The 13716-nt window shown below is 60.8% G+C and carries 14 protein-coding genes and 2 pseudogenes; 4 read left to right on the top strand and 12 right to left on the bottom strand.

Features of this window, described 5'->3' with window-relative positions; genetic code table 11:
• Window positions 1–4 precede the first annotated feature (4 nt).
• The 5 genes from EN742_RS00980 to EN742_RS00960 all read right to left on the bottom strand — a co-directional run bounded on the left by EN742_RS00980 (window position 5) and on the right by EN742_RS00960 (window position 3789).
• Window positions 5–436: a potassium channel family protein gene (locus tag EN742_RS00980; RefSeq protein WP_127406671.1), complete on the bottom strand. Its 432-nt coding sequence runs from the start codon at window positions 434–436 to the stop codon at window positions 5–7.
• 81 nt (window positions 437–517) lie between these two features.
• The gene (locus EN742_RS00975) at window positions 518–967 is read right to left on the bottom strand and encodes a group III truncated hemoglobin (protein ID WP_127406670.1); all 450 of its coding nucleotides are present in this window, start codon (window positions 965–967) and stop codon (window positions 518–520) included.
• Between the two features lie 24 nt (window positions 968–991).
• Entirely contained in the window at window positions 992–1864 is an 873-nt protein-coding gene (locus tag EN742_RS00970; protein WP_127406669.1) for an SUMF1/EgtB/PvdO family nonheme iron enzyme, read from the bottom strand.
• A gap of 71 nt (window positions 1865–1935) precedes the next feature.
• Window positions 1936–3039, bottom strand: a complete 1104-nt coding sequence (gene nirK / locus EN742_RS00965) for a copper-containing nitrite reductase (protein WP_126058915.1) — start codon at window positions 3037–3039, stop codon at window positions 1936–1938.
• Between the two features lie 303 nt (window positions 3040–3342).
• Entirely contained in the window at window positions 3343–3789 is a 447-nt protein-coding gene (locus EN742_RS00960) for a pseudoazurin (RefSeq protein ID WP_127406744.1), read from the bottom strand.
• A 248-nt stretch (window positions 3790–4037) separates the two neighbouring features.
• On the opposite strand from EN742_RS00960, the gene EN742_RS00955 reads away from it, so the two are divergent.
• The gene (locus EN742_RS00955) at window positions 4038–4742 is read left to right on the top strand and encodes a Crp/Fnr family transcriptional regulator (protein WP_127406746.1); all 705 of its coding nucleotides are present in this window, start codon (window positions 4038–4040) and stop codon (window positions 4740–4742) included.
• Here EN742_RS00955 and EN742_RS00950 read toward each other — a convergent pair.
• The 7 genes and pseudogenes from EN742_RS00950 to EN742_RS00920 all read right to left on the bottom strand — a co-directional run bounded on the left by EN742_RS00950 (window position 4739) and on the right by EN742_RS00920 (window position 10762).
• Window positions 4739–4954 (bottom strand): DUF1858 domain-containing protein, encoded by a 216-nt coding sequence (locus EN742_RS00950; protein WP_126058918.1) that lies wholly within the window; start codon window positions 4952–4954, stop codon window positions 4739–4741. The genes EN742_RS00955 and EN742_RS00950 overlap by 4 nt on opposite strands.
• A 108-nt stretch (window positions 4955–5062) precedes the next feature.
• A pseudogene (locus EN742_RS38945) lies at window positions 5063–5146 on the bottom strand (DUF779 domain-containing protein); the annotation flags it as partial.
• A 48-nt stretch (window positions 5147–5194) separates the two neighbouring features.
• Window positions 5195–6226, bottom strand: coding sequence for an extracellular solute-binding protein (locus EN742_RS00940; protein ID WP_126058919.1), 1032 nt, complete (start codon window positions 6224–6226; stop codon window positions 5195–5197).
• A gap of 25 nt (window positions 6227–6251) precedes the next feature.
• The gene (locus EN742_RS00935) at window positions 6252–7058 is read right to left on the bottom strand and encodes an ABC transporter permease (protein ID WP_128332270.1); all 807 of its coding nucleotides are present in this window, start codon (window positions 7056–7058) and stop codon (window positions 6252–6254) included.
• Window positions 7048–7974: an ABC transporter permease gene (locus EN742_RS00930; protein ID WP_127406743.1), complete on the bottom strand. Its 927-nt coding sequence runs from the start codon at window positions 7972–7974 to the stop codon at window positions 7048–7050. Before EN742_RS00930 ends, EN742_RS00935 begins: the two co-directional genes overlap by 11 nt.
• Window positions 7958–9102 (bottom strand): annotated as a pseudogene (locus EN742_RS00925) (ABC transporter ATP-binding protein). The gene EN742_RS00930 and the pseudogene EN742_RS00925 overlap by 17 nt, the downstream one beginning before the upstream one ends.
• A gap of 1 nt (window position 9103) precedes the next feature.
• Window positions 9104–10762, bottom strand: a complete 1659-nt coding sequence (locus EN742_RS00920) for an amidohydrolase (RefSeq protein WP_127407152.1) — start codon at window positions 10760–10762, stop codon at window positions 9104–9106.
• A 158-nt stretch (window positions 10763–10920) separates the two neighbouring features.
• Between EN742_RS00920 and EN742_RS00915 the strand changes: the two genes are divergently transcribed.
• The 3 genes from EN742_RS00915 to EN742_RS00905 all read left to right on the top strand — a co-directional run.
• Window positions 10921–11652 (top strand): GntR family transcriptional regulator, encoded by a 732-nt coding sequence (locus EN742_RS00915; protein WP_127407153.1) that lies wholly within the window; start codon window positions 10921–10923, stop codon window positions 11650–11652.
• Window positions 11653–11911: 259 nt separating this feature from the next.
• A complete protein-coding gene (ftsZ, locus tag EN742_RS00910) occupies window positions 11912–12904 on the top strand; it encodes a cell division protein FtsZ (protein WP_127399760.1) in 993 nt (330 codons plus the stop codon).
• 389 nt (window positions 12905–13293) lie between these two features.
• Window positions 13294–13716: caspase family protein (locus EN742_RS00905; RefSeq protein WP_148670006.1), on the top strand; the 423-nt coding region annotated here is incomplete at its 3' end.

Raw genomic sequence — 13716 nt, 5'->3', positions numbered from 1 at the left:
CCGGTCAAAAGTGCTCGCCAACCCTGAACGGGCCGATGCGCGTTCCGGCCGCGATCAGATAGGCGGTCGACCAGCCGAGCAGGAGAAAACCGTTCACCCCTTCCAGTGCCGCCAGCACGCGCCATGCGTGAACAGGCACGATGTCGCCATAGCCAACCGTCGAGAAGGTGATGGTGGAGAAGTAGAGCGCCGTCTCGAAGTCGGGCAGGACGCCGAGCATGCGATACACCCCGGCCCACAACCAGACCTCGGCTGTCATCACGGCAAAAAGACCCATTACCACGCTGATCATCGCAAGAACGCGGCTTCGCCGACCATGCAAGCGAAATCGCGCCACCAGATGTCCCATCGCACGGGTGACCGCGATGAGGCCGAAGGTGTGAATGACGACCGTCAGGCTTATGACGATCGTGCCGACCAACAGGTTGAGAGCCATGGGAGAAAATTAGGAACCGCGAGAGATGGTTTCCTTGCGCGAGATCAAACCTGAAGTCCAGGCAGGTTCCGCCAGGGCCAGCTATCGGCCACCGACTGTCGAAGTGGGTGGAAGCCGAAAGAACATCGCCAGTTTCAGGCTCGTCGCTATCCGCTGCGCCCGGTCGACAAACACTGCCGCTGTCTCCGGAGCGAAGAGTTCGGCCGCCGTCTGACTAAACAGGGCGCGCCAGATCTCGAAATCGGCCTCGGTGACATCCTTGAGTTTGAGATGAGCGGGCACCGGGCGGCCGTGATAGTCACCGCTCTTCAGGATGACGGAACACCAGAAGTCCGTCATTTTCTCCAGGTGCGGCTGCCAATCACCGGTGATCTCGCGTGCGAAAATCGGCCCAAGCCGTTCGTCGTTCCTGACTTTGGTGTAGAACTCGCGGACCAGTTTTCCGATCGACTCCCGATCGACACCGGCGTGGTCCAAGGGTTGTTCCGCGACGGGGCGCACCCTGTCGACCAAAGCTGATTTCGAGGTCATCACATTCTTTCGTTACTGCTGCTATCAGGACAATCCCAGGCGCCGAAGGGCGGCCTGCACGAAACCGGGCCGGTCGCGGACAAGCCGGAAACCCAGATTGTCGGGCGGCGTTCCGACGGCGCAGCCGCCGCTTTTGCCGTCCCGAATGAAGTTCGACATGTAGGTGCGGTGGAAGCCCTCCACGGCGTGCACCCCGCAATTGTCGATCGATCTGGCGATATCCGCACCGCCCACAGCGACCGTCGCATGGACGTAGCATGTCGCAGTCCATTCCCAGATGTTGCCGGCAACGTCCGCCAATCCCTTCGAGTTGACACCAAAGGCGCCCTGTACCCTTGGTGCAGGATCCGGCTTCCGGCCTAGCGCGCTCTCGAGGCGATATTGGGCCAGCCAGCGTCGCGCGGGGTTGTTCGGGTCGCCATCGCCGCCCTCGATGTCAGCCCGGAATCGTTCGCCCGCGGCATAGGCCCACTCCGTGTCCGTGGGCAACCGCCATGCCTCACCTGTACGGGCTGACAGCCACCTCGCGTAGGCTTCGGCATCGAGATAGCTCACACCCGTGACGGGAACGGTGCCCACGCTTGCCGTGTCAGCCGGCTTGCAGGCGTCGTCCGCCACGCAACCTGCATATTCCGAAACGCTTACCTGGTACTTCATGATTTCCAGCGGTGCATCGATCGTCTCCTTCACGACGGGCGCCGCGACGGGATGGTTTTCCTGGAGGAATTCCCCCGGCTGTGGGTGATAGAACGAGCCGGGCCCGAGCACCACCAGTTCGCGCACGGCCACCGGTTGAAGGGTCTCCAAGGAGCTCGTGTCGAGCGCATGGGTTATGCCCATGCCGATCAACGCGGCAGCTGCAATCGTTCCGGAGGCAAAGAGAGGGTCAAAGGACATCGCATCAAGTCCGGCCGTGAGTGCAACCCGTTGGCTCCGCCGCGGGTTGCACCGAGGTTCCGATCTCCCGCCTATGAAGCGATCGCCCTGGGCGCCTCGACCTGCATCATCAGGTCGTCGTCCCAGCTGCCGTCGACCGTGAAGTGCGCGGTCGCGCCAAGCTCCACCGCCTCGATCAGATTGTGGTTCACATAGGCGTAGATGCCCGGCTGCAGGAAGGTATACAGCGCCGCCCCAGCCGACCCGCCGCGGATGAACCAGGTTTCCATATCCTTGGCCGGCGGGTTGGCAAACTTGCCCCCTTCCCAGACGAAGTCACCATGGCCGCCGATCAGGTGCGGGCGGGTGTCGCGATTGGCTTGCGAGTGCACGATCAGGACGGTCTCGCCGACCTTGGCCTTCATGGCGCTGTCGCCAGTGAGCGATCCCGCCTTGCCGTTGAACACGACATGGGTCGGGATCAATCCGCGCATGACTTTCACGGTGTCGTCATAGTTGTCGCCGGCCGACTCGTATTTCCTGAATTTTCCCTGCTCGTCGCGGGGGATGTAGAAGTCGTTCTCGCCGATATAGTAGATGCGGTCATAACGGACCGGCTTGCCCTTGTCGTCCTTGAGGCCGTCGCGCGGCAGTATCATCACGGCACCGCTCATCCCCGACACGACATGCCACGGGATCATCGCGCCGCCGGGCGCGCAGTGGTAGACGAACGTCCCGGGGCGCGTGGCCTTGAAGCGCAGCGTGACCTGCTCGCCGGGATTGATCAGCGTCAGCGCGCCGCCGCCAAGCGCGCCGGTGGCCGCATGGAAGTCGATGTTGTGGGCGAGCGTATTGGTCTCGGGATTGATCAGGGTGAGCTCGATATAGTCGCCTTCATGCACGACCATCAGAGGGCCAGGGATCGAGCCGTTGTAGGTCATCGCATTGAGCTGCGTGCCGTCGGCATCGATGACCATCGGCTTCTCCTCGATCGTCATGGTGAATTCGACGACCTTCGGGCCGCCCTTGGCCACCTGCTCATGAGCGTGGACGAACGGCGGCGCCACCAGGGTGGCCTTCTCACGCGGCAGCCCGGCGACGTCCTTCGCGCTTGCCGTGACTGGCATTGCAACAACGGCCGCGGCAGCGGCCGCGGTGAGAACAGAACCCAACAAAGCTTCGCGTCTCGTAAGCATTTTCCATCTCCTTGGCTCTAGCAACTTGATGTCCTCACAATAATCTCGGCTCTGGCCACGTCTTTGCGCTAACGCAAATCCAATAAGCTTGGTGCGGTTTCGTGTTTTATAGATGGATGCACCAATGCGGACGCCGACCCGTGGGCAGAGGCATCTGTGGATCGACCAACGGTTTCGTAGGGAGAGGCATCGGCAGTGCGGCACGAAGCCTGTAAAAGACAGGCCGGACCAGACCGCTCCCCCGGTCTGTCCGGCCTGTGCCTCCGGAAGATTGCAAACCGGAGGGCATCTATGAAAATCAGATCAGTTGGAAGCGGTTTTGGTCGCTTCGGCGAATAACTCGGCAAATACGGGTTTGGCTTTTCCGATCTGCTTGACGGCTTGGGCCGCTTCGAGGTTGACAGGTTTGCCGACGACGATCAGCGCCACCATGCCCATGCCGTAGTGCGGAGCGCACTTCACGCCGTAGACGCCCTCCTTGGTCAGGGCCACCGCGACCTCCTCATTGGGTTTTCCCTTGAAGGCTTCGGCGCCGTCCGGGATCATGTCCTTGATGCTTTCGGCATTGTGGGACTTGTCGGTCGGTACGAACTTGATCGTGTCGCCGGGTGCTGCCCGAACAAGGGCGGGCTGGAAGACCATTGAGCCTTTCTCGCCCTTGTTCAGCATCTGCACGACGTGTTCTTCGGCATTGGCTGCGCCGGCAAGGGAGAGCAGGGCAACGGCCGCGGCGATCAGGGGAAGTTTCATTTGGAAATCCTTTCTTGGGTTCGTCACGGCATCAACCGTTGCGCCCCTTTTAAGCGACCAGACGGTTCGGCGATTTGCGCTGGCGCAAACTCGCGACCAAAACTTCCCTTGGGCTTCTCATGGAGGGTGGCGCGCATGGACGAGAGCCGAAGCACGTTGCTCTTGCCGCCTGTCGGTCGCCCATGAGACATTCCCTGACCAGATGGACCGTGATGCACTGGCAGCATCAAATTCGGGAGGGGACAGAGTTGGGTAGCCTCGATCGCTCGCTGATTGCCGGGCTGCCTGTCTTTGCGGGTATGGCCGCCGCGGATCTCGACCGGATAGTCGGCGAGGCTCGATCATTGAGGATCGCCAAGGACCAACCGCTGTTCGAGCAGGAACAGGAAGCTCATTCCTTTTTCCTGCTGCTCGACGGCCATGTGCGCGTCGTGAAATCGACGCCGGATGGTCATGAGGTGACGGTGCGATACATAAGTCCAGGCGAGTTGATGGGCATCGCCCATGCACTTGGCCGCACCACCTATCCGGCAAATGCTATCGCTGTCGTCGATTGCGTGGTTCTTGCCTGGCCGAGCCGCTTGTGGCCGGAATTCGCAACCAATTTCCCCAGTTTCAGCGCCAATACGTACAAAGCCGTAGGTAGCAGGCTGCAGGATGCTCATGCGCGCGTCATCGAAATGGCTACAGAGCAGGTGGATCAGCGGGTCGCCCACGCGCTGCTCAAGCTGGTCAAGCAGACGGGCAGAAAGACAGAGGAGGGAATCCTCATCGACTTCCCGATCTCCCGCCAGGATATTGCCGAGATGACGGGAACAACGCTCCATACGGTGAGCCGGCTGCTGTCGTCGTGGGAAGACCAGGGTTTGGTCAAAAGCGGGCGCCAGAAGGTGACCGTGGTAGAGCCTCACCGGCTCCTTTTGATTGCGGAAGGCCGCGCCGAGAAGAGCTAGTCGGAGCCGGAACTCTCGATTGCAGTCCACAAATCGCGACTGAGTTGTTCGTCGTTCAGATTGTGCTCTCGTGCTGCGTCGGAAACGGTGTGGAATGAAGCAATCGGGCAGCCGACGCAAAGCATGCCGTGCTGGAGCACGACCCGGATGGCCGCCGGCGACCTGTGCATGATTTCGTCCATCGTCGCATCGTCGCTGAATTTGCGTTTCATGCCGCTTGCCCACGCTTGGAGGCGGCATGCTGCATCTGATTTCCGGGATGCTCGTTGCGCCAAGACAAAGAAGAAGCAGCCTGCTGCACATCGCGGTTGAACAACGCAGACCGTCGACCGCGTCAGGAACCGCTTCTCCCGCCCGTTATCCAGCGAGAACATGCCGCCTCGGCAAGGCGCCTCGTCGACAATGTGACCGGGGGCTCCGGCGGAGGATGGACCTCCGCCGGAGCGCGCGCATCACTTCATCAGGTCGGTCCAGATACGGGTATAGAGTTCGTCGACCTCGGCGGGGCAGACTTCCTGCCAGCCACCGGCGGCAATGTACTCCGCCGGAATGTTCAACTCGGGCGCGGCCTTGATGTCGTCGCGCATGAATTGGGTCGAGCCCTTGATGCCGTTGGCATAGGTCGCGAAGTTCGAAATCAGGGCCGCGTTTTCAGGCGCCATGATGAAGTTCAGGAACTTCTTGGCATTGTCCGGATGCGGCGCGTCGGCGAGGATTGCCACGCTGTCCATGAACAGCGAATAGCCTTCCTTGGGGAAGCCGAGCTTTATGTCGGCATTGACCTGCCGCGCCCGGAATGCGGCGCCATTGTAGTAGAGCTGGGCCAGCGTATCGCGGCTGTCCATCTTTTCGATGCCGTAATCCATCGAGACCCAGGACTTCTTGGCTTCGAGCAGCTTGTCTCGAACCTTCTTCAGCAGCGCCTTGTCTCCGGTGCACCAAGTGCCGCCCATGTACCGGATGGCGGCATAGAGAACATCGTTCTTCTCGGGCACGACATTGATCTTGCCCTTCAGTTCCTGCGGCGGATCGAGCCAGATTGCGCTGGTGTTGATGTCACCCTTGTAGACGGAAGTGGCAACGACCGGCCCAGTCATACCCCACTGCCACGGCACAGAGTAATGACGGCCCGGATCCCAGCCGACATTCACCCAGCGTTCGTCGACATTCTTGAAATTCGGCATCTGGTCGGGCCGCGATTCAAGGAGGAGACCCTCTTTGATCCAGATCGGCACGAAATTGGCCGACGGAACCACCATGTCGAAACCCGAGCCGCCCGCCCTGACCTTGGACAGCGCGGTATCGTTGGAGTCGTAGTCCGTCACCGTGACCTTGATGCCGGTTTCCTTCTTGAATTTTTCCAGGAGTTCCGGGCTGGTGTAGTTGCCCCAGTTATAGAGGCTCAGTTCTTCCTCTGCGAGGGCCGCTGAACTTGCCGCCGCGAGCAGCATCGCCGATGTCAGCGCCGTCAATATGGATCGCATGCTTGTCACTCCTCTGTAAGGTTGATTATTTTTTGCGGTTGATCAGATGCACGGCCGTCACCAGAAGGATCGAGGGCACCAAGAGCATGGTGGCGGCAGCATTGACTTCGGGGGTCATGTCACGACGGATCTGACCCAGCATGTAGGTCGGCAGGGTTTCCTGTCCGCCGGACTTCACGAGATCGGTGATGACGACATCATCGAGCGAAATGACGAAGGCCAGCATGAAACCCGCTATGATGCCGGGCGCCAGTCTCGGAAGTGTCACATGCAGGAACGTCTTCCACGGATCCGCATAGAGATCGGCTGCCGCGGTTTCGAGGGTCAGATCCATGCCTTCCAGCCGAGCGCGGATCGGCAGATACGCAAACGGGATGCAGAAGGCCGTGTGCGCCAAGACCAGATAGCCGGTTCCCGAGTAGCCGGTTGCTGACTTGACTGCCGCGAACACGATCAGAAGCGAGATGGCCGTTACGATTTCAGGAACGATCAGAGGCTGGTTGATCAGGGCGTAGGAGACCAAATGCCCGCGATAGGGGTCGGTTCCGGTCATGGCGATGGCAGCCATCGTGGCCATGACCGTCGCCAGGACGCCGGCCACGGTCGCAAGAAACAAAGAGAAGAGGGCTGCATTGATGATCAGGTCGTTATGCCAAGCCTTGACGAACCAATCGAACGAGAATCCGCCCCAGACGCCGAGCGAGGAGGTCGCGTTGAAGGCGAACACGACGAGGACGAGGATCGGCAAATAGAGAGCGACGATCGCTGATCGCGCAATAATGCTGAAGCCTGGCTGCGCCTTCAGATCGAATGCGTGCTGACTAGCGGCCATGCGCATTCTCCTTACCCGAACTTCCGCGGATGTAGATGATGAGCGCCACTGTCACGATCACCAGGAGGCAGATGGATAGTGCTGCGCCGAGGGGCCAGTTTCGACCCTGACCGAACTGCAGTTCGATCAGGTTGCCCATCATCATGTTCTTTCCCCCGCCCAAGACGCGCGGCGTCACATAGGCGCCGATTGCGGGGATGAAGACGAGGATCGATCCGGCGATCAGGCCCGGCTTGCAGGAGGGGATGACGATATGCCAAAGCACCTTTGAGCGCGTCGCATAAAGATCGTACCCTGCCTCAACAAGGTTGAAATCCATCCGCTCGAGGCTCGCATAGATCGGCAGCACCATGAGTGGCAGGTAGACGTAGACGAGCCCCAGGAGAACCGCCCCGTCCGTGAACAGCATCTGCATGGGCTTGTCGATCAACCCGGCCCAGATGAGGATATTGTTGACCGGCCCCTGATTGGACAGGAGGCCCATGATCGCGAAGGTGCGGATCAGAAGATTGGTCCAAAAGGGGATCGTGATCAGCAGCATCCATTGCGACCGGACCTGCTCGGGCCGGGTCGCGATGTAATAGGCGGTCGGGAAGCCGATGAGCAGCGTGGCTAGCGTCGTGACCAGTGCCAGTTTGATGGAACGCCAGAAGATGATGAGATTGGCATCGGCCAGTACGAGCGTGTCGTCAAAGGGATCCCGCTCCACAAAGACGTTCGTCCAGCCGTCGAGGCTGAACTGACCGAGTGCGACCCCGCCGAAGGCGCCCTTTGCCATCACCGAATAGACAAGCATCACTGCAAGCGGCCCGACAGAGGCGATCACGATGGTCGCCAGGGCCGGCGCCTTGAGCAACCAGCGGCGCCGGCTTTCGGCGGTTCGGCGTGTGGCCGCCATCTCAGCGATGCTGGACATGTTCGCCTCCGAGCAGCCGGGCGCTACGGCTATGGATTCGCAGCCATACCTGTGTGCCGGACGTCCTGATTTTCTCTTGTTCCGGGCTGTTGGTCAGGCGGGCTGTGAAAGTCGAACCGTCGTTCAGGCGCAATTGAAGGCGGGTGTCCGTCCCAACGAAAACCTCGTCCTCGACGACTGCAGGAATGCAGTCCGATGACGGGGCGTCGAGGACGTCGACATGTTCCGGGCGGATCAGGACCTGAACCGTCCCGTCGCCGGAAGTTCCGGCTTTGCCGTAGGCGGTAGCGACAGCGCCAGCAATTCTGACCTGGTGAGCATCCGCAGCGGCCTGCCCGACAAGCCGGCCGCTCAGAATGTTCGATTCGCCGATGAAGTCGGCGACGAACCTATCCACCGGAGCGCTGTAGATTTCCCGCGGACGGCCAACCTGGAGCACCCGCCCACGGTTCATGACGGCAATGCGGTCGGACATTGCCAGGGCTCCTCCTGATCGTGCGTCACGAAAATAAACGTGATGCCGGTTTCAGTTTGGAGTCGCTTCAATTCGACCTGCATCTCCTTTCTCAGCTTGTAGTCGAGGGCCGACAACGGTTCATCGAGCAAAAGCACTTCCGGTTGCGGAGCCAGAGCGCGGGCCAGGGCGACACGCTGCTGCTGCCCGCCGGAGATCTCACTGGTCCGCCGGTCGGCAAGCGTTTCCATCCGCACGAGTTTCAGCATCGCGGCCACGCGATCCACGCACCTGGACTTCGTCCAGCCCAGCATTTTCAGTCCGAAACCGATGTTCTCGGCGACAGACATGTGGGGAAAGAGCGCGTAGTTCTGGAAAACCGTGTTGATTGGCCGCCGAAACGGCGGAAGCGCCGCAATGTCCTTGCCGCGGAGCAGGATTTGTCCATTGGTCGGAAAGTTGAACCCAGCGATCAGCCTCAAAAGCGTCGTTTTTCCGCAACCGGACGGGCCCAGCAACGTAAAGAACTCGTTTTCGGTAATGTCGATCGACACATCGTCAAGCGCCAGGAAGGCCGAGGCGCCGGTGCCATAACTCTTTTGCAGGCCGATCGCCTGGATCGCCAGGCGACGATCCGCGGTTTGCGGTTGGGTGGGTTGGGACAATGCCAGCATATCAGGCCTCGAAGGTAACGCGACCGCCGCAGACGGTGAGTGCAGGTGAGAGGGTGTTGATCTCCCCGGGTGAAACGGCCTCGATATCGCCGGATAGGAGGACAAAATCGGCGAAATGACCGGGTTTGAGTTGTCCCTTCCGGTCCTCCGCGTGTTCGGCATAGGCACCTTCGATCGTATAGGCGGCAATCGCCTCGTGGAGGGTGTAGCTCTGGTCTGGCAGATGCGGCGCCCAGGGCTCGCGGTTGACGGCCGCATGGATGCCGGCCAGGACGTCAATCCGCGCCACCGGCCAATCCGACGCAAAGACAACATGGGCTCCCGCCTGCTTTAAAGTCCGCCAGGCATAGGCAAGCGGCCAGCGATCGGGCCCGATGCGGGTCTTGGCCGGTTCAAGCGGGAAATCCATCACGCCCGGGGGATGCGGCGGCTGCATGGACGCGATCGCGCCAAGGGCAGCAAAGCGCGGAATGTCGTTGGGCTGGATGACCTCGATATGCTCGATCCGGTGGCGCGCGTCCCGCGGGCCATTGGCCTTCATGGCGGCTTCATAGCCGTTCAGGACCGCGCGCACCGCACCGTCGCCGATCGCGTGCACGGCGATCTGCAGACCGCGCCGGTCCGCCTCGGTCGCCATTTCCGTGAATTGGGCCTGCGTGAAGAGCGGTTCCCCGGTGAAGTCGGGCCGGTCTGCATAGCCGTCGACGAGATAAGCGGTGTAGCCTTCGATCACGCCGTCATAAAAAGCCTTCACGAGACCGGAGTTCAGCCAGTCCCCGCGATAGTCGTCATTCATGCGGGACGCCTTTTCCAGCATGTCGACCGTCATGAAGTTCTTGAAATGGAAGGGAACCTTGACGCGGCAGAGCAGGGCGCCCTGTTCCTGGATCTCGTCGAGCAGTTCCAGTGTGTAAAGATTTCCGTCCATGTTGTGGATCGACGTGATCCCGTGCCTGGCGCACCAGGCCAGGGCGGCTTTTATGGACGCCCGGTCCAGCGCCCTTTCCTCTGGCGTTGGCGGTTCGGGCGGCTCGCCTCCCGTGGAAAGCCCCAGCGACGAACGAAATGTGCCGGCATAGACATTGACCGGTCCGAAGGCCTCGACTTCGCGCAGTTCGCCGGTAGCAAGGCCATCGCCGCCCATGACCACCTCGTTGCCGGGGCCCAGGGCTTTGCCGTGGAGAAGCCGGACTTCCTCTAGCAGTATGGTGTTGGCCCACATTGTGTGATGGTCAAAGGCCACGAAGGCCAGGGGCCGGTCATCGAGGATGCTGTCGAGGAAATACCGGTCGATCGGGCTGCCATCGAGCATGTCATAGTCGGCACCCTGGCAAAAAAGGACCTTCGCTTCCGGATTTGCCGCGGCGTGAGCCCGCACTTTTTCGCGGATCGCGGTTTTACCCTTCGTGCCCGTCAGCAACAGGTCATTGAGGATGGCGCCGCCGCCAAACACATGCATGTGCGCTTCGATGAAGCCCGGCAGCACGCTTCGGCCGGCAGCGTCGATCATCCGCGTCAAATTGCCGGCAAACGGCAGCACTTCGGTTGCGTCGCCAACAGCGAGAATTCGTCCATTTGCGACGGCCATCGCAGAAGCCGCCGGCCTGGCCGGGTCCATGGTCAGAATCTTTGCGCTCGTGACCACTATGTCCGCTTGCATCAATGACGCTCCCCCAGCCTGCCCAACTTCCCTTCCGGTTAGGGCAGCAATTGGCTACATTTTTTGAATACTTTGTTGTATACACTATGCGCTTGTGAATGCGTGAGTCAACCGGTACCTATTTGCCGCGTTGACGCCAGCCGGTGTTAGGAGCCCCGATGAACGACGTTGCCCGCGGACATTTGCGTCAGTCGACCTACGAATCGATCAAAGCGATGATCGTGACCGGGCAGCTGTCACCGGGCAGACGAATTACGGAACTCGAGCTCGTCGAACAGCTTCAGGTCAGCCGGACGCCGGTGCGCGAGGCACTTAATCGATTGGAGCGTGACGGGCTTGTGGTCGAACGTCCCCGCACGGGATTTGCGGTGGTTCAATTTGACGAAACGATGCTCCGGAACGTCTTCGACATCCGGGCAGAGCTGGACGCCTATGCGACGACCTTGGCGATCGCCCGTATCACCATCGATGAAGTGGAACTGCTGCGCGGCTTGGTCGCGGATTGCGAGCGCCTGGCGCAAATCGACCCATCTCCCCGTGCCCGGCTGGAGGAGATGCAGACCGGCATGGAAATCCATCGCGCAATCGCGCGATTTAGCGCCAACGTCATGCTCGCGGAAATGCTGAACGGACTTTTGGACAAGTGCCAAGTCTATGTGTGGATGGAATTGACCCAGCTGAACGACTGGAAGGCGGCGCGTGACGACCATCATATGATTGTTGAAGCGATCGCTGCCGGGGACGCCGACACAGCCTGCCGCGAATCCCGCCGTCATATCCGGCAATCGAGGGATGGCATCCTGGACCTCATGCTCAGACAGCGTGATCTGCGCGACCTGTATCTATCCCGAAACGAGGAGTCGCAGGCCCGACCGGGTCTGGCTGTTTGAGTATCAGGCTCCCCCATGCGACAAAGGCTTTTTGACGACGACAATAGCCCCTGGAACGACTGAAACAGGCGCAAAAGCTCGAAGCTTCCGGTTCAGGGCAGGGCGTTGCCCTTGGACAGACGTTTGGCGGACCTTGCGGGGAGGCGTCCGCTCTGATTCCCTGCCTTTGGTGGGGGTCGCCTGATTCGTGTGCTCGTTGCTCCGGTTCCGCTTGATAGTGCGGCGGGGGCAGCAGGTGATTTCGCTAGAAAGATGAAAAATGACCGCCAAGCCGGAAATCCTGGAGATGAGGCCTAAGATCACCGTTGTCGGCGTCGGCGGCGCCGGCGGAAACGCCGTCAACAACATGATCTCCGAAGGCTTGCAGGGCGTCGAGTTCGTCGTCGCCAATACTGATGCCCAGGCGCTCACGATGTCGAAGTCGTCGCGGCTGATCCAGTTGGGCGCGCATGTGACAGAGGGCTTGGGGGCCGGATCTTTGCCACAGGTCGGCAGCGCGGCCGCGGAGGAATCCATAGACGAGATCATGGATCATCTCGCGGGAACGCATATGTGTTTCATCACGGCGGGCATGGGGGGTGGCACCGGGACAGGCGCTGCGCCGGTTATTGCGCGTGCCGCACGCGATGCCGGCATCTTGACGGTGGCGGTCGTTACCAAGCCTTTCGTGTTCGAGGGCAAGCGCAGGACCCAGGCCGCGGAGGAAGGCATAGAACGCCTTCGCGAGTGCGCCGATACAGTGATCGTCATCCCGAACCAGAACCTCTTCAGGGTCGCCGACGCCAGGACCACGTTTGCCGACGCCTTTGCCATGGCAGACCGTGTTCTCTACGCGGGTGTCGGATGCATCACGGATCTCATCGTGAAAGAAGGCCTGATCAATCTCGATTTCGCCGATGTGAAGTCAGTGATGCGGGACATGGGCCGGGCGATGATGGGAACCGGCGAGGCTTCCGGCGAGGGCCGTGCAAGGACTGCGGCCGAGGCTGCGATCGCCAATCCGCTGCTCGATGAGGCTTCCATGACAGGCGCCAGAGGCCTGCTCGTGTCGATCTGCGGCGGCACGGACATGACGCTGTTCGAGGTCGATGAGGCTGCGACACGGATACGGGAAGAGGTCGACGCCGACGCCGACATTATCGTGGGCGCCATCTTCGACCAGGCATTGGCCGGGAAGTTCCGGGTATCGGTCGTCGCAACGGGCCTGCGCAAGATCATGGACATTGCACAGCCCGAGCAAAGGACCGCTTGAAGCGCTCGGCCTGTCCAACGGCGACGCACTTGTCGCACTGTCGCTCAACCTTTGACCGAATCCAGCCGCAAACCCGGCGTGCCAGACCGACCAGCCGATCATTCCTGCTCGACTATCGTCGCGTCCTGGAGGCGATGAGCATCGCGCGGATGTTCGCGGCGAGGCGGCCGCAGCACGTTGCCGACCGCACCATCGACAAGCCGGCTCAGATCATTGCGGAACCTCCGCCTCTAGGGTAATTTAGAAACTGATTGGATGAGGAATGCGCCCGCATTCGCCTTGGCGCCTCTCTCAGTTCCTGTATCGGCAGATTGTGAACTCTTTAACAGACCCTGACACCGCAAGCTGCGTTCTTGTGGTCGACAGGTCATAGCAGTTAAGGATTTGCCATGCTGCGATGCTGCGCGTTCATTGCAGCCTTGATCCTCGTGGGCCTCGCGACGTTCGACGCTCACGCCGATCGAAGGGTTGCCCTTGTGATCGGCAATTCCGAATATCGTGAAATCCCGGCGCTCAAGAACCCGGACAAGGATGCCGCGGATGTGTCGAACACGTTTCGGCTTGCCGGCTTCGACGTGTTCGTCGCCAAGGATCTCACCAAGCTCGAATTCGAGAAGCAGTTTCGCAGCTATCTGGCCGCCGCCGACGGCGCCGACCTGGCTGTCGTCTACTATTCCGGCCACGGCTTCCAGATCGGCGGCGAGAATTTCCTGATCCCGGTCGACGCCTCGCTGAAGAGGGCGGCCGACATCGAGGTCCAGGCGATCAAGCTCAACGATGTGCTGGAGCAACTGCGCTCGAAATCGAAGATC

This window comes from Mesorhizobium sp. M4A.F.Ca.ET.020.02.1.1 (assembly GCF_004022645.1).
In the GTDB taxonomy this organism is placed as follows: Bacteria; Pseudomonadota; Alphaproteobacteria; order Rhizobiales; family Rhizobiaceae; genus Mesorhizobium.
This window is presented reverse-complemented; position numbering and strand designations above follow the sequence as displayed.